The organism is Streptomyces sp. NPDC051576 (genome assembly GCF_040681835.1).
GTDB lineage: Bacteria > Actinomycetota > Actinomycetes > Streptomycetales > Streptomycetaceae > Streptomyces.
On sequence record NZ_JBFAZO010000002.1, the window covers coordinates 506,252 to 522,457 of the forward strand.

Below are 16,206 nucleotides of genomic sequence, written 5' to 3' on the forward strand. Positions count from 1 at the left end.
GACGCCCGCACACAGAGGCGACCGTCCCCGGACACCACCACACCCCGATGCCGAGTGCCCGCTGAGCCTCCCGGCCGACACGCTCGCGGCGGGCCCGATACCCCAGCGGCACCACTGCCCTCCGCGACCTCGGCACACCCCCACCCACTCTGGGCGTGCCCGACGCCCGCCGAACCCCCCGGCCCCCGCGCCTTCGTCGGGACCGAACCGCCCACGGGCCCGCCCGCCCCCACAGCCCCGACCCCGCCCGACCACACCCCGGGGGTGCCCAGTGCCCGCTGAACCCCCCGGCCCCCGCGCCCTCGGCGGAGCCGTCCCCCTCGGGCCCGGGGCGCCCGCTCGCAGGCCCGCGCCCGAGGCGCTCGTCGCTCCCCGTACCGCGGGTGTGCCCGAGCATGTGGCCGAGCCGTACGAACCCGTGTCGCTCGCGGCGACCGCTGTCGATCCGGATGCCCGGCTGCCGGTCGGGTTCGCGAAGCTGGCCGTGAACCGGGCCTATGACGAGCGCGGGGAGGAGGTGTTCTGGCTGACCGGGCACAGCGGTGATCTGGAGCTGTCGCTGGACTCGGAGGACACCCGGCTGCGGCCGAGCGGGCTCGCGCTGAGCAATCTGCGGCCGGACGGGTTCCTGCCGACGGAGATCTTCCGGGCGGTCGCCGAGTGGTCGGGGCACCAGGAGGACGTGGTGCGCTGGATCAACGAACTGCGGGCCCGGTTCGGCGCCGAGCTGCACCTGGTGATCTGGGACGACACCGACTACGACATCCCGTGGGAGATGCTGCGGCTCACCGGCGGCCGGGACCTCGGCGTCGACGACGGCATCCTGGGCGCCCTGGTGACCGTGGTGCGCTGGACCACCATCCGCGAGGCCGGCCGCACGCCGTTCGACGAACCGGCGGTCTGCTCGGGCCATGTGCTGGGCTACTACGCGGAGGAGATGCGCCGCGACGCCACCGTGTTCGACGGCTTCGAGCACCGAGGGCACTTCGGCACCACCCGCACCTTCCTCACCGAACTCGCCCGCCCCGGACTCGGCGCCGGCCTCGTCTACATGGGCTGCCACGCCACCCACGGCCCGAACCTCTACAAGCTCAAGCTGGGCACGGTCACCTGGAACGAACTCAACGGACTGGACATGTCCGCGCTGGACGGCCGCCGCACCCTGGTGTGCCTGAACGCCTGCCACTCCGCGCGGTTCGTGAACAACCGCCCGCTCGGCGAGAACGCCCTGCGCGGCTTCGCCGAACTCTTCCTCCGCAAGGGAGCCGGCGGCTGCATCGCCACCTCAGGCAAGGTCGGCGACGACGTGGCGCACATACTGATCCGTGATCTGGTCGGACGGCTCTGCGCCGACCCCGAACTGCCGGTCGCCCGGGCCCTGCGCGACTTCCGCGCCGCCGCCGTGGCCGATCTGCCCGATCCGCTGCCGTTCGCCTACGGCGACGACGACAGCTTCGACGCCGAGGGCCAGCGGCAAATCCTGCCGATCCTCTACAGCTTCATGTTCCTCTACTTCGGACACCCCTTGACCACGCTCCGGCTCAGCGTCCGGGCGCAGGAGGCGAGGACATGAGCGGCGATCCCGCTGCGTTGCTGATCGAGCCCCTGGTGGGCTGGCCCCGCAAGGCCCAGGCGGGGCAGAGCTATCTCGTCACCGTCGACCTCAACGGCCCGGCGGCGGCCGAGGACTGGCCCTACGACGAGGAGGAGTTCGACTTCGGCGTGGCCCTGGACGGCTCCCGCCGGTTCGTGTGCGAGGCCCTGGGCGAACCCAGCGTCGTCCTGCACCGCTTCGGCGGCACCTACGGCCCGGCCCGCTTCGTGGTCAAGGCGAGCCGTGCTCCCGGCCAGGCCACGATCTGGCTGACCATCAGCAACCGCTGGGGTGTCCCGGTCCGCACCGTCGAGCTGCCCAGCGAGATCGTCGCGGACGCCGTCGTAGGTCAGGGGCATGTCGTCGTGCCCGCGCTGAACGGCAGGACCGCCACCCTGCCGGGCGAGGACACCGCCCCGGGCCAACGCATCGGACGGCGTCCGGTGTCCGGCGTCTGGTCGCCCCACCACATCACGATCAGCTACGCCGGCACCGACCGCGCGTGGGCCGTGTGGACGGCCCGCCAGTTGGAGCGCCACGGCTGCCAGACGCTCCTGCTGCGCTGGGACCCGCCGCCCGGACCGCCGCTGGCCCGGCTGCTGGCCGATCTCCTCGCCGCCCCCGGCCGGGTGCTGCTGCTGCTCGACGAGGAGTATCTGCGGCTCGGCCACCGCACCGAGCTGGAGTGGGGCGAGGCGCTGGGCACGGTGGTCACCGCGGACCCCGACCGGTTCGCCGCCGTGGACCTCTCCACGCGCGCCCTGCCGGCCTCGACCGCCGTGCTGGGCCCGGTCAATCTGCGGGAGTTGGAGCCGGCCGAGGCGCTGCGCCGGCTCCTGGCCACCCTCGACCTGGAGCACGTCAGGCCCCGGCCCGAGGACGACTCTGCCCCGCGTTTCCCGGACGCGCCGCCCGCGGTGTGGAACGTACCGCGCCGCAACTTCCGCTTCACGGGCCGCGACACGGTCCTGGAGGAATTGCGCGCCCTCTTCGAGAACGGCCCGCCCTCGGGCGCCCGGGTGGCCCTGCGGGGCATGTCGGGCGTCGGCAAGAGCCAGATCGCGACCGAGTACGCGCACCGGTTCGCCAACGAGTACGACGTGGTCTGGTGGATCAGCGCGAGCTTTCGGGCCACGGCCCGCCAGCAGTTCGCCGACCTCGCCGAGCCGCTGGGTCTCGCGGACAGCAGCGCGCTGCCCGAGCGGGTCCGCGCGGTGCGCGAGGCGCTGCGCACCGGCCGCCCGCACCGGCGCTGGCTGCTCGTCCTCGACGGCGCCGACGACCTGGAACAGGTCTACGACCTGCTGCCCGAGACCGGCGGCCATGTCGCCGTGACGACCCTCACGCAGGGCTGGGCGACCTCAGGCGGGGTCGCCGAGGTCCAGGTGGAGCGCTTCACCCGGGCGGAGAGCATCAGTTACGCGCGCCGGCACGTGGAGCGGCTCACCGAGGAGGAGGCCGACCAACTCGCCGACGCCGTAGAGGACTTCCCGCTGCTGCTGGCCCAGACCGCGGCCTGGCTGGACGCCAACCGGATGCCGGCGGCCGAGTACATCGCGCTGCTGCGCCGGGCCGACGCCGACGAGATCGGCATCCAGACCCTGCCGGACTACCCGATCGGCTTCCAGACCAGTTGGGCCCTCACGCTCGACTCCCTGCGACAGGACAGCCCCGAGGCGACCGAACTGCTGCGCCTGTTCGCCATGTTCTCGCCCGGCTCGATCCCGGTACGCCAGCTCCAGCGGGCCCGCCCCGGCGATCTGCCGACCCTGCTGGCCGACCTGGCCGCCGATCCGGCCCGTTGGCTGGGCGCGCTGCGCCGGCTGTCCGAGTCCACCGCCGTACGGATGGACTACGTCCAGCCCTCGGACAGTGTCGGCTATGTCGACAGCGTGGAGATGCACCGCCTCTATCACCGGTTCCTGCGCCGCACCCTCACCCCCGGCGAGCGGGACGAACTCTCCGCCGTGGCCTGCCGGGTCCTGGTCTCGGCCGACCCCCGCTCCCCGTCCGAGGTCGCCAACTGGCCCGTCTACGCCGAGCTGTTGCCGCATCTGCATCCGTCGGGCGCGCTGGAGAGTCCCGAGGACCCGGTGCGCGACCTCGTCCTCAACTGCATCGAGTACCTGCGGCTGCGCGACGAGGAGAGCACCGGTCTCACCCTGTGCGAACAGGTCCTGGCCCGCTGGCGGATCAGGCTCGCGCCCACCCATCCGTCGATGCTGGTCCTGGTGCACCAGCACGCCAACATGCTGCGCCGCTGCGGCCGTTACCGCGAGGCCGAGGCCGTCGGCCGGTCCGTCGTCGAGCAGCTGGCCGAGGAGCGGGCCTCCGACGACCTCGAACTGCTGCGGGCCGAGGCGGGCCTCGGCGGCTCCCTGATGGCGCTCGGCCTCTTCAACGAGGCGCACCAGCTCTTCGAACAGGTCTGGCTGGCCTACGACGTCCTCGACGGGCCTCAGGCCCCCCGCACCCAGGCCTGCCTCAACAACCTCGGCGTCGCCCTCGGCCTCCTCGGCCGCTACCAGGAGGCGGCCGATGTGCACGCCCAACTCCTGGACCTGCGCCAGCAGTCGTTCGGCCCGCACCACCAGGCCACCCTGCTCAGTGGCCTCACCTACGCCCGCTCGCTACGGCTCCTGGGCCGCCACCGGGACGCCACCGCCCTCCAGGAGACCAACTCCGCGCTGCACCGCCGGACGATGGGCGACCACCATCCCCAGACCCTGGCCGCCCTGCACAACCAGGCGCTGTGCCTGCGTCGTTCGGGCGACGTACCGGCCGCCGCCGACCTGCTGCGCGGTCTGGTCGAGCGGTGCCAGAACCTCCAGGGCGTGCGGCATCCGATGACCCTGATGGTCCAGGCCGACCACGCCTCCTTCCTGCGCTCGCACGGCGAGCTCGCCGAGTCCGCCGAGCTGACGGACGCGGTGGCCGACGGGTACCGGCATCTGCTCGGCGACGACCACCCGTACACCGTGGGTGTCCTGGGCAACCGGGGCCTGCTGCTGTGGCTCGGCGGCGAGCGGGCCGCCGGGACGCGGCTGATCGAGCAGACCCTGCGGAACATGGCGAACGCCGTGGGCCCCGATCATCCATGGACCCTGGGCTGCGCCCTGAACGCGGCGGCGGTCCGGCGGCTGTCGGGGCGCCCGGACGAGGCGGCCGAGCTGCGCCGGGACACCCTGCTGCGGGCCCGCCGGGTCGTCGGCGACGGCCATCCGCTCGTCCGGGCCTGCGAGGACGCGCTGTCGACGGGAGCGGAGGAACCACCGGGCTGGGACTTCGAGCCACAGCCCATCTGAAGCCCGCCCGATGCCCGTCCGAACTGCCTTTCCGGGCCCCAGTATTGGGGCCGGACCTGAGAGCACTGTGGGCTTCCTGTGAGTCCGCTGATTCTCATCGGCCCCTCAGCAAAGGCTCAGCGACGCCACAGACGGGGACCGGAAAGTCACCGTCATGAACGAACAGAACGCGGGAGGCGTCCGGCAGCGGTCGGTCGAGGTCGTGGTGCCGGTGTACAACGAGGCGCACGTCCTCGCCGACAGTGTCGGCCGTCTCCACGCATACCTCGAAACGTCCTTCCCGTTCCCGTTCACGATCACCGTGGCGGACAACGCGAGCACTGACGGCACCTGGCAGGAGGCGCTCGATCTGACCCGGCGGCTGCCGCACGTGCACGCCGTGCACCTCGACGCCAAGGGCCGGGGCCGCGCGCTGAAGCAGGTGTGGAGCGACTCCGAGGCGGACGTGGTCGCGTACATGGACGTCGATCTGTCCACCGGCCTCGAAGGCTTCCTCCCGCTGGTCGCTCCGCTCCTGTCCGGCCACAGCGACGTGGCCATCGGCAGCCGACTGCACCGGCAGTCGGCGGTCGAGCGCGGAGCCAAGCGCGAGTTCATCTCCCGCTCCTACAACCTCCTCCTCAAGGCGGCCCTCGGGGCCCGCTTCTCGGACGCGCAGTGCGGCTTCAAGGCCGTCCGCACCGAGGTGTTCCGGGCGCTCGCCCCGCACATCGAGGACACCGCCTGGTTCTTCGACACCGAACTGCTCGTCCTCGCCCAGCGCAACAGGCTGCGCATCCACGAGGTCCCGGTCGACTGGATCGACGACCCCGACAGCCGTGTCGACATCGTCCGTACCGCCCTCGACGACCTCAAGGGCATGCGCCGCATGTTCAGGCAGACCGTCACCGGCCGCGCCCGCATCGCCGCCGTACCCCACCGCCCGCGTTGGACCGCCAGGGCGGGTGCCGACGCACGCATCGCTTCCCGCTCGGAGAATCTGGAGTACGCGTCATGACGACCCTCGCCCCGCCGCCCGCCCAGGAAGGCACCCGGCCCTCGCACCGGGCGGGCCCGCCCGCCGACGGCGGCCTCAACTCCCGTGCCAGAAGGCTCTTCACGGGCCCGGAGGAGGACCCGCGCTGGGCCCGCCCGACCCTGTGGGCGATCCTGCTGCTGGCCACGGCCCTCTACGCCTGGAACCTGACCTCGATCACCGGCAACTCCTTCTACGACGCCGCCGTCTACAGCGGCACCAAGAGCTGGAAGGCGTTCTTCTTCGGCGCGCTCGACTCCGGCAGCTTCATCACGGTCGACAAACCACCGTTCGCCCTCTGGGTGATGGGCCTGTCCGCCCGCGTATTCGGTTACGGGAACTGGCAGTTGATGCTGCCGATGGTCGCGGCCGGCACCGGCTCGGTCGCCCTGCTGTACCGGCAGGTGAAGCGGGACTTCGGCGCGGTCGCGGGCACCGTCTCGGCGCTCGTCCTCACTTTCACCCCCATCACGGTGGCCATCACCCGCGACACCAACCCGGACCCGATCCTCGTCCTGCTGATGATGCTCGGCGCGGTGGCCCTCCTGAAGGCCGTGCGCAACGGGAAGTTGATGCCGCTGGTGTGGTCGGCGGTCGCGATCGGCTTCGCGTTCAACACCAAGATGATGCAGGCGTACGTCGTCCTGCCCGCGTTCTTCGTCGTCTACCTCTGGGCCACGAACCTCTCCCTCGGCAAGCGCGTCCGCAACCTCGCCGTCGCCACCGTCGCGCTGATCGTCTCCAGCGCCTGGTGGATGGTGATCGTCGACCTGATCCCCGCCTCCTCCCGCCCCTACATCGGCGGTTCGACCGACAACACGGTGTGGGACCTGGTCATCGGCTACAACGGCTTCGGCCGGATCTTCGGCGCCAGCTCGTCGGTGGGCTCGCAGGGCAACGGGGCCTCGTTCGGCGGCAGTTCGGGCCTGTACCGGATGTTCAACGAGATCATGGGCGGCCAGATCTCCTGGCTGATCCCGTTCGCGGCCATCGCGCTGATCGCCGGCCTGGTACTGCGCGGACGCGCTCCCCGCACGGACGCCAAGCGCGCGGCACTGCTGCTCTGGGGCGGCTGGTTCGTCCTGCACTTCCTGACCTTCTCGCTGGCCGAGGGCACCTTCCACCCGTACTACGTCACCGCCATGGCGCCCGGTATCGCGGCCGTGGCCGGTGCGGGCGGGGTCATGCTCTACCGCGCCTTCCGTGAGGGCACGGCGGCCAAGTGGGCCTGGGTGCTGCCCCTCGCCATCGCGGTCAGCACGGTCTGGGCGGTCGTCCTGCTCCAGCGGGTCTCCGGCTCCGGCACGGTGTACACGGTCGCGGAGATCGTCGTCGCCGTGGCGGGCGCGGCCTCCGTACTCGGCCTGCTGGTCGGCCGGTTCACCCAGCGCCACCGTCTGATGGGCTTCGCGGCCCTCGCCGCCATCGTCGCCCTCCTCGCCGGCCCCGCGGCCTACTCGGTCTCGGCGGCGACAACCTCGACCAACGGCACGAACCCGACGGCCGGTCCGAGCACCGGTGGCGGTATGGGCGGGGGCGGTGGTGGTGCCCCGAGCGGCATGAAGTCCGGTACAAAGCCGAGCGGTTCGGCCCCGTCCGGTACGAAGCCCAGCGGTACGGCGCCGTCCGGCGCCCAGCCCTCGGGCAGCGCTTCGGAGTCCGGTTCCGAATCCGAGTCCGGTACGCAGACTGCCGGTGGCGGTGGCGGTATGGGCGGCGACACCCAGGTCTCGTCCGCGATGATCTCGTACCTCAAGAAGCACCAGGACGGGGCGACTTGGCTGCTCGCGGTGGCCACCGACCAGACCGCGTCCTCGATCATCCTGGAGTCCGGACAGCCCGTGATCTCCATGGGCGGCTGGTCCGGCAGCGACAACGCGATGACCCTCGCCAAGCTCAAGTCCCTGGTGAAGTCCGGCCAGTTGCACTACATCACCGTGAGCAGCAGCGGCGGCGGTCAGAGCACCAACTCCGAGATCGCGACCTGGGTCAAGGCCCACGGCACGGCGGTGTCCGCCTACAGCGGCCTGTACCGCCTGGACGCCTCCGACGTCAGCTGAACCACATCCGAATTCACTGAGCCACTTCCCGACAGGAAGGGCCGCCGGGGGCGCCCGGCGGCCCTTCCGCATGTCGCGACGCGCCACGCCGGGTCGGCAAAGGTCCAGCCCACCTCGCGATGCCCACCACACTCCCCCACCGACTCAAGGACCTGGGAGGTACCCCCACTCGCCACACCAGCCGCTTACGCGGCGACCGCGAAACGGGCCGCCCTACGAGTGACCGACAAGACTTCCCGGCCGCGACCTAAGCCGCAGCCGCAGTGTCACCCGCCACCGGGAATCCCGGCGTACGACGCACCCGCGGGAGATGCCCCCACTCGGCACACCGGCCGCTTGCGCGCCGGCCGCGAGACGGGCCGCCCTACGGGCGACCGACAAGACTTCCCGGCCGCGACCTGGACCGCAGCCTCAGTGTCACCCATGACCGGGGAGTCCCGGCGTACGGCGGGCCCATGGGAGATGCCCCCACTCGCCACACCAGCCGCTTACACGGCGACCGCGAAACGGGCCGCCCTACGAGTGACCGACAAGACTTACCGGCCACGACCTGGACCGCAGCCTCAGTGTCACCCACGACCGGAGAGTCCCGGCGTACGGCGGACCCATGGGAGATCCCCCCACCCGACACACCAGCCGCTTACACGGCGACCGCGAAACGGGCCGCCCTACGAGTGACCGACAAGACTTCCCGGCCGCGACCTAAGCCGCAGCCGCAATGTCACCCGCCACCGGGAATCCCGGCGTACGACGCACCCGGCGGTCGGTGTCGACCGCGAAGACCTCGCAGCCTGGGCGGGCGGCGGCCCAGTCGACGCCCTCCGTGCCCATCGCGAAGGCCGCGGTGGCCGTGGCGTCCGCCTCGGTGAGTGAGGGGGCCACGACGGAGAGGCTGAGGAGTCCGGTCGCGGGGCGGCCGGTGCGGCCGTCGACGATGTGGTCGCCGCGCTCGTAGCGCGCGGAGGTCGCCACCGCCCCGTCGGTCAACTCCAGTACGGCGCACAGTCGGTCGGCGTGCTCCGGGTGCCGTACGCCCACCCGCCACGGACCGCCGGCCACGACCACGTCGCCGCCGGCGTTGAGGATGAAGCGCCGGGCTCCGGCGGCGGTGAGCAAGTCCGCCGCCCGCTGCACCGACCAGCCCTTGACCACCGCGCAGGGGTCGAGGGGCCGGCCGGGCAGCCGGACGTCGAAGGCGCCGCCGGTCGCGAGCCGGTACTGCTCGCAGAGGTCCAGGACCTCGGTCAAGTCCGCGCTGAGGTCGGGGAGTCGCAGCTCACCACGGTCGTAGCGGCACACCTCGCTGTCCGGGCGGAACGGGCTGAAGCGGGCGTCGACCTCGCGCAGCCAGGAGAACAGCGCGTCGGCGGTCTCCTCGCCAATACCGATGCCGATGTCCTCGTCATCGACCCGCAGCGACACCGGGAAGCCCATGACATGCTCAACTCTCCGCATCTCAGGCCCCCTTGGCGTCAATGGCGGCCTGGAGCGACTGGACGTAGGCGTCGCTGGTGATCGTGGCGCCGGACACCGCGTCGATCTTCGCGCTCTGTGCCTTCAGCGTCTCCGAGATCAGCACCGGCACCGCTGCCGCGGTCTGCGGGTGGTCAGGCTGCTGGAGCATGCTGACCGCGCTGATCTTGTCGCCCTCGAAGGTCGCCTGCACCTGGACGGTGCCCTTGGACGTGTTGATCGCAGGGCCCGCGACGGTCTGCTTCGCGGGCGACGCGGTGGCGGAGGGCGAGGCGGACGTGGCCTTGTCGTTGGCGTCGATGGCGGCCTGGAGCGACTTCTTGTACGCGTCGCTGGTGATCGTCGCCCCGGACACCGTGTCGACGTCCGCGCTCTGCGCCTTCAGCGTCTCCGAGACCAGCACCGGCACCGCCGCGACGGTCTGCGGATGGTCCGGCTGCTGGAGCAGTTTCACCGCGGTGATCTTGTCGCCGTCGAAGGTCACCTGGACCTGGACAGGACCCTTCTCCGTCTGGATCGTGGTGCCCTTGACGACGGTTCCGGACGTAGCGGAGGCGGACGGTGTCGTGACGGGCTCGGCGGTGGAGGTCGTCGTAGTGCCGATGGAGGGTTCGTAGCGCCAGACCGGGACCAGGCCCGCGATGCTCAGCGCGACGACAGGTATGGCTCGCTTCACCGGGTTCCTCCGAGGATGCTCCGGCCTTCAGGCCGGGGAGGAATCGGACTCCTACGGAGCAGGGCAGGAAAAGCCGAATCGCCGTCAGGGCGATTCGGCGTCTGCCGCGGCGGCGTCGCGCTCGACCTCCAGCCGGTAGACGATCTCGGAGTTGAGGGATCTGCGGGCGAACCTGGCCTGAGCAACCAGCCATGCGTGCAGGTCGGCGGGCAGACGGAGCGTGATGCGCTTTTCTTCATCCATGACCCCAGAGTAGTGGATTTCGAGTGACCTGCTGGTGGTAAAGTGACACCACGGTGATGCGATAGAAGGTTTCGGAGGGTGCCGTGCATGCCCGGTACACCTACCGGCTCCGCGTGTCGTCGACCGCCCGCACCGGCCTGATGGCCGAGTGGGCGCGCTGTCGTTGGATCTGGAACGAGTGCGTGGCCATGTCCCGCAAGGTCCACACCGCGAACCGCGACGCGGTCGAGAACACAACGTGCGGCCCGGCCCAGCTCGACAAGCTGCTGACCGAAGCCCGCAACGCGATGGCGTGGCTGCGTGAGGGCGCCTCCGTGCCGCAGCAGCAGACCATCCGCGACTTCGCCAAGTCCCGCGCCAAGGCCATGAAAGACATCAAGGCCGGACTGCCGATGCGGCAGCGCGCCGGGATGCCCCGCATCAAGCGCAAGCGGGACGCACTGCCCACGCTGAACTACACCCGGCGCGGGTTCCGCCTGAAGGACGGCCGCCTGCACCTGGCGGGCGGGGTAGTTCTGACCCTGGTGTGGTCCCGCGACGTGCCTTCCGACCCAACCAGCGTGCGTGTCCATCAGGACGCCCTCGGCCACTGGTACGCCTCGTTCGTCGTCCCGACCGAAATGCAGCCGCTCCCGAGGACGGGCCGCGTGCTCGGCGTGGACTGGGGGGTGAAGGAGACCGCCACCACCACCTCTGACGCCCACGACCTCCCCCACCCGCAGCACGGCAAGAACGCCGCTCAACGTCTGGCCGGCTACCAGCGGATGATGGCCCGCAGGAAGCCGGTGAAGGGACAGGCCGCCTCGCGCGGCTACCGCCAGGCGCAACTGCAGACCGCGAAGTTGCACAAGAAGGTCGCCCGCCGACGGCAGGACACCGCCCGCAAGTGGGCCAAACGCGTTGTGACCGACCATGACGCCATCGCCGTCGAGGACTTCAAGCCGAAGTTCCTCGCGAAGACCACCATGGCCCGTAAGGCCGCTGACGCGGCGATCGGCGCCACCAAACAGGCTCTGATCGAGATGGGCCGCAAGCACACACGGGACATCCGTCTCGTGCATCCCGCGCACACCACCATGGACTGCGCGTCGTGCGGAGCGAGAACCAAGCACGCACTTCCTCTTTCGGAACGTACCTACACCTGCACCGCGTGCGGAGTCGTCTCGCCTCGGGACAAGAACTCCGCGCGCGTGATGCTGGTCCGGGCTGGTCTCAACCCGGCTGGTGTCGAGGGCGTAAGACTTCCGGGGGCGTTGCTCCCGGAGGCAGCCTGAGCCAGGAATCCCCCTCGTTCACGAGGGGGAGGATTCAAGGTGTCTCTCTCATCCCGCCGCCGCCAGGCTGAAACGCTCGAAGTGGATCTGTTGCTTGGGCACGCCCAGGTCGCCGAGGGTGCGCAGCACCGCGTTCATCATCGGCGGCGGTCCGCACAGGAAGACGTCCCGGTCGGCGATGTCCGGTACCAGCAGGGCCAGTTCACGCGGGGCCAGCTTGTCGGGGACGGGCGGGCCGGTGACCAGGTGCAGTTGGGCGCCCTTGGTGTGGGCCAGTTCGGTGAGTTCGTCGTAGAGGACGGCGTCGCGGTCGGTGGCGACGCGGTAGACGACGACGGCATGGCCCTCCAGGTCCTCCAGCAGGGCGCGGATGGGGGTGACGCCGACGCCGCCCGCGATGAGCAGGGATTCCGGCTTCCTGCGGTGCAGGGTGGTGAAGGCGCCGTAGGGGCCCTCGGCGAAGACGCGGGTGCCGACCTTGAGGTGGCGCAGGGCGGCCGTGCCGGCGCCGGCGGTCTTGGCGGTGAGGCGGAGGCGGGTGCCGTCGGGGGCGGCCGAGAGGGAGAAGGGGTTGGCCTGCCACCAGCGGTCCTTGGTGAGGAAGCGCCAGAGGAAGAACTGGCCGGCCTGGGCCGGGAGCCGGTCGAGGTCGCGGCCGGTGATGTATATGGAGACGACGGTGTCCGACTCGGGGACGACCGCCGAGACCCGGAACTGGTGGCGCCAGTTGCGCCACAGCGGCAGCACCAGCCGGCCCAGGGCCACCGAGCCGAGGGCGACGCCCCAGAGGGCGTACCAGTACGTCGTGGCGGCGGGCGACGCGGTGAACGTCGTACCGACCGCGACCTGGTGGGTGAAGGCGAGGACCACCGCTACGTAGGTGTAGAGGTGGATGAAGTGCCAGGTCTCGTAGGCGAGCCGGCGCCGGGCGTAGCGGGCGGAGGTCGCGCCGATGACGAGGATCAGGGCGAAGGCGACCAGCGCGCGCAGGATGCCCTCGGTGGTCTCGGCGAGGTCGACGACCTCGCCGACCGGGCCGGTGTCGGTGCCCTGGGCGTAGCCGAAGGCGATGAACACAAGGTGCCCGAGCAGCGTCCACAGCAGCGCGAAGCCGGTCCAGCGGTGCCAGGAGGTCAGCCGGTCCATGCCGATGCGGCGGTCGAGCCAGGGCAGGCGGGCCACCAGCAGCAGTTGGAAGGCCATGACGAGCGCGCCGTAGAGGCCGAGGAGGCGGCCGATGACGATGAGCGCGTTGGAGGCGGTTCCGGCCTGGGCGAAGAAGACGGTCACCACGGCGACGTTCGCGACCAGCACGGCGTACAGACTCGTGCGGGCCACCACCCTGGGGCGTATCGCCGTGGGGGGCGCAGGGGGTGATTGGACGGTCGTCACGGACGGCAGCTCCTTGATCGGGTCCTGGGAGTCGAGCTTCACCTCGGGGAGCTGTCGTTTTCCTGTCGTACAACTTTCAAGTGGTTATCGATGTGGGCACGGCGGACCACCGGGTCTGGCGCGGATCGGCGCGTGCAGCACTATGAGCGGGTGGACAAAGTTCGACTCCTCGTCGTGGACGACGACCCGCCGATCGCCGACCTCGTGGCGACGGTCGCCCGGTACGAGGGCTGGGAGGCCGCGTGCGCGTACTCCGGTGAGGAGGCGCTGAGCGTGGCCGCCGAGTTCGTACCGGACATCGTGGTGCTGGATCTGATGCTGCCGGGACTCGACGGGTTCGGGGTCCTGGACCGGCTGCGGCGCTCCGGGACGATGGTGCCCGTGGTGTTCCTCACGGCGCGGGACGCGGTCGCCGACCGGGTCGCCGGGCTGACCCGGGGCGGTGACGACTACCTGGTCAAGCCGTTCGCGGTGGAGGAGCTGATGGCCCGGCTGCGGACCGTGCTGCGGCGCAGCGCCGGGCCAGGTTTCCCGCGTTCCGTGCTGCGGGTCGCGGATCTGACGATGGACGAGGACACCCGCGAGGTGCGCCGCGCCGACCGGCTCCTCACCCTCACCCCGACCGAGTACGAGGTGCTGCGCTATCTGATGCGCAAGTCGCCGACCGTGCTCACCAAGGCGCAGATCCTCGACCACGTGTGGGAGTACGGCTTCGGCGGCCGCTCCAATGTGGTGGAGCTGGTGGTCAGCCGGCTGCGCCGGAAGCTCGACGAGGGGCATGATCCGCTGATCCACACCGTGCGCGGCTTCGGCTATGTGATCCGGCAGGCCGCCGAGTGATCGGGCGGATGCGGCAGAACTGGCGCAGGCTGCGGCTGGGCACACGGCTCGCGCTGGGTCTCGGTGCGCTGGCCCTGGTGGCGTTCGCCGTCGTCGGCACCGCTCTGACGACGTACATGCGGGACTATCTGTCGGCCCAGCTCGACGACCAGCTCGGGCTCGCCCAGGGGGGCCAGTCCAAGTCCATCGCGACGAGCGGCACGCTCCAGGGCAAGAAGTACTACCGCTGGTACTACGCGGTGTACGACGTCTCGAACGGCACTCCGGTGCTCCGCAAGCCCGAGGAGAGTTCGGACCTGCCCTCGGACATCGCCGACCTCACCTCGGTGGCCAGGGCGCAGATCGCCTCGGGCGGCCATGTGCTGCGCACCGAGAACCTCACCGGCGAGGGCGAGTACCGGCTGCGCGGCTGCGAGGTCGAACCCGGTGTGGTGCTGGTGAGCGGCGCGCCGATGGGCGACATCGACGAGACGGTACGACAGCTCGTGATCATCCAGGTGGTCGCCTTCGGGCTGGCGCTGCTGGCCCTGGTGGTGCTCGGCCGCAGGCTGCTGCGGCGCGGGCTGCAACCGCTGAGCGACATGGCGCACACCGCGCACGGCATCGCCTCGCACGACCTCACCGACTCGGCGGCCCGGCTCCCGCTGCGCGCCGAGAACCGCGACGGCGGGCCCGAGGTGGAGGAGCTGCGCACCGCGTTCAACACGATGCTGGAGCACATCGACGACTCGCTCGCGGTGCGCGCGGAGGCGGAGCAGCGGCTGCGCCGCTTCGTCGCGGACGCCTCGCACGAGCTGCGGACGCCGCTGATGTCGGTGCGCGGCTACGCGGACCTGTTCCAGTACGCGGCCGCCAACGTGCCCGAGGAGCGGGACAGGCATCTGGCCCGGCTGCGTGCCGAGGCCGCCCGGATGGGCGTGCTCCTCGACGACCTCCTGCTGCTCGCGCGGCTCGACGCGGCGGACGTGGAGACCCCGCTGCGGCCGGAGGACACGGATCTGGTGGACCTGGTCCGGCAGGCGGCGGACGCCTTCCGCGCCGGGCACCCGGACCGTCCGCTGACCGTGACGGTCCCGCCGTCCCCGGTCCGGCTGCGCGTCGACCCGGTCCGCGTCCGGCAGGTCCTGGACAACCTCCTCACCAACGCGGCCGTGCACACCCCGCCCGGCACCAAGGTGTCGGTGACCGTCTCGGTCGGCGCCGCCACGGCGTCGGTACAGGTCGCCGACACCGGCCCCGGCATCCCCGAGTCCGACCGCGACCAGGTCTTCGACCGCTTCTACCGCGTCGACAAGGCCCGCAGCCGTGACCGGGGCGGCAGCGGCCTCGGCCTCGCGGTGGCCCGCTCACTGACGGAGGCACACGGCGGCACGGTGGAGCTGGTGGCCGAGCCGGGGGCGACGGTGTTCACGGTGACGGTCCCGCTGGGGGCGGTCTCGCCTCCTTCGTCACCCTAGGCTCCTCCACAGCTTGCGCCTACCATGGGTGACGTGGCGTCACCTGAGGCACAGGAACACCAACTGGCTCTGCGTTGCCGCCAGTTGACGTGCCCAGAAGTCCGGAAGTCGCCGTCACATACCGCGCCACACATTGTCGTAGGCCGCGTCCTCCACGGTCTTCCGCTGACGCACAGCCTCCAACTCCGTCACCGCGCCGTGGACGACGGCGAGGACCGCGTTCAGGGCCTCGTCGGTGATCTTCGCGGAGTCCTCGTCCGGCACGGCACGGATGCCGACAGCCGCCGCGAGCTGGGCGAGGACGGGCTCGCCCTCGGTCCAGCGGTCGGTGGCACGGGTGCGGGCCGGGGAGTCGACCAGCGCGGTGCGGCCGGTGCGGACCGGGATCCAGCGGGCGCGCTGCCGGGCGACCAGTCCTTCCGCCTCCAGCGCGGTCAGATAGGCCAACGACAGTCCACGCCCGCGCCGCCACAGCCAGTCCTCGACCGACTCGTACGGCGTCTCCCGCACGAGCGAGGTCGCGGACTCGTCCAACAGGCCGTCCTCCAGGGGTACTTGGAGGTTCGGCACGATCAGGTCGCCGTCCAGCGTGACGGCATCGGCAGCGAGGAGGTCGATCACCTCCGCTCCGGCGAGCGCGAGCGAGAGATCACCCGTCTCGACGGGGCGCTCGGGTACGACATCCATGGCAACGATCATCAGGTCCCGCGGTGTGCTCATGGGGGCCAACCTAGCGCGGCTTATGCGAGGGGGCACCGACACCCAACGTTTACATAATTCCGTCCCGCCGTCGGCGATGTTTCGGGACCATGAGCCCCGGATGAATACCAGGGGCTTTTGGACCGCTTGCGCCACTGCGGTCCGAATGGCGTGCCCT

At 71.0% G+C, this 16,206-nt stretch carries 12 protein-coding genes; 7 read left to right on the top strand and 5 right to left on the bottom strand.

The window, feature by feature from the left end; translation table 11 throughout:
• Positions 1-271: 271 nt before the first annotated feature.
• The 4 genes from AB0M63_RS08190 (at position 272) to AB0M63_RS08205 (ending at position 7,974) form a co-directional block, all read left to right on the top strand.
• The gene (locus AB0M63_RS08190; RefSeq protein WP_355914993.1) at positions 272-1,573 is read left to right on the top strand and encodes a CHAT domain-containing protein; all 1,302 of its coding nucleotides are present in this window, start codon (positions 272-274) and stop codon (positions 1,571-1,573) included.
• Positions 1,570-4,899 carry an FxSxx-COOH system tetratricopeptide repeat protein gene (gene fxsT, locus AB0M63_RS08195; protein WP_366018819.1) on the top strand — a complete coding sequence of 1,110 codons (3,330 nt, stop codon included), beginning with the start codon at positions 1,570-1,572 and terminating at the stop codon, positions 4,897-4,899. The genes AB0M63_RS08190 and fxsT overlap by 4 nt, the downstream gene beginning before the upstream one ends.
• 154 nt (positions 4,900-5,053) lie before the next feature.
• A complete protein-coding gene (locus tag AB0M63_RS08200) occupies positions 5,054-5,896 on the top strand; it encodes a dolichyl-phosphate beta-glucosyltransferase (protein WP_366018820.1) in 843 nt (280 codons plus the stop codon).
• Positions 5,893-7,974 carry a glycosyltransferase family 39 protein gene (locus AB0M63_RS08205; RefSeq protein WP_366018821.1) on the top strand — a complete coding sequence of 694 codons (2,082 nt, stop codon included), beginning with the start codon at positions 5,893-5,895 and terminating at the stop codon, positions 7,972-7,974. The genes AB0M63_RS08200 and AB0M63_RS08205 overlap by 4 nt, the downstream gene beginning before the upstream one ends.
• Before the next feature lie 702 nt (positions 7,975-8,676).
• On the opposite strand, the gene AB0M63_RS08210 is transcribed toward AB0M63_RS08205, so the two are convergent.
• From AB0M63_RS08210 to AB0M63_RS08220, 3 genes are all read right to left on the bottom strand, one after another.
• Positions 8,677-9,429 carry an FAD:protein FMN transferase gene (locus AB0M63_RS08210; protein ID WP_366018822.1) on the bottom strand — a complete coding sequence of 251 codons (753 nt, stop codon included), beginning with the start codon at positions 9,427-9,429 and terminating at the stop codon, positions 8,677-8,679.
• Between the two features lies 1 nt (position 9,430).
• Entirely contained in the window at positions 9,431-10,123 is a 693-nt protein-coding gene (locus tag AB0M63_RS08215) for an FMN-binding protein (RefSeq protein WP_366018823.1), read from the bottom strand.
• Between the two features lie 84 nt (positions 10,124-10,207).
• On the bottom strand, positions 10,208-10,366 hold the full coding sequence (locus AB0M63_RS08220; protein WP_366018824.1) for a toxin-antitoxin system HicB family antitoxin: 159 nt from the start codon (positions 10,364-10,366) through the stop codon (positions 10,208-10,210).
• Positions 10,367-10,449: 83 nt separating this feature from the next.
• Between AB0M63_RS08220 and AB0M63_RS08225 the strand changes: the two genes are divergently transcribed.
• The gene (locus AB0M63_RS08225) at positions 10,450-11,640 is read left to right on the top strand and encodes a transposase (protein WP_366018825.1); all 1,191 of its coding nucleotides are present in this window, start codon (positions 10,450-10,452) and stop codon (positions 11,638-11,640) included.
• A gap of 48 nt (positions 11,641-11,688) precedes the next feature.
• Here AB0M63_RS08225 and AB0M63_RS08230 read toward each other — a convergent pair whose 3' ends face one another.
• Positions 11,689-13,032: a ferredoxin reductase family protein gene (locus AB0M63_RS08230; RefSeq protein ID WP_366018992.1), complete on the bottom strand. Its 1,344-nt coding sequence runs from the start codon at positions 13,030-13,032 to the stop codon at positions 11,689-11,691.
• A 150-nt stretch (positions 13,033-13,182) separates the two neighbouring features.
• Here AB0M63_RS08230 and AB0M63_RS08235 point away from each other — a divergent pair, with 150 nt between their 5' ends.
• Positions 13,183-13,872 (top strand): response regulator transcription factor, encoded by a 690-nt coding sequence (locus AB0M63_RS08235; protein ID WP_355915014.1) that lies wholly within the window; start codon positions 13,183-13,185, stop codon positions 13,870-13,872.
• The gene (locus tag AB0M63_RS08240; RefSeq protein ID WP_366018826.1) at positions 13,869-15,329 is read left to right on the top strand and encodes a HAMP domain-containing sensor histidine kinase; all 1,461 of its coding nucleotides are present in this window, start codon (positions 13,869-13,871) and stop codon (positions 15,327-15,329) included. Before AB0M63_RS08235 ends, AB0M63_RS08240 begins: the two co-directional genes overlap by 4 nt.
• A gap of 114 nt (positions 15,330-15,443) precedes the next feature.
• On the opposite strand, the gene AB0M63_RS08245 is transcribed toward AB0M63_RS08240, so the two are convergent.
• Positions 15,444-16,049 carry a GPP34 family phosphoprotein gene (locus tag AB0M63_RS08245; RefSeq protein ID WP_366018827.1) on the bottom strand — a complete coding sequence of 202 codons (606 nt, stop codon included), beginning with the start codon at positions 16,047-16,049 and terminating at the stop codon, positions 15,444-15,446.
• Positions 16,050-16,206 lie beyond the last annotated feature (157 nt).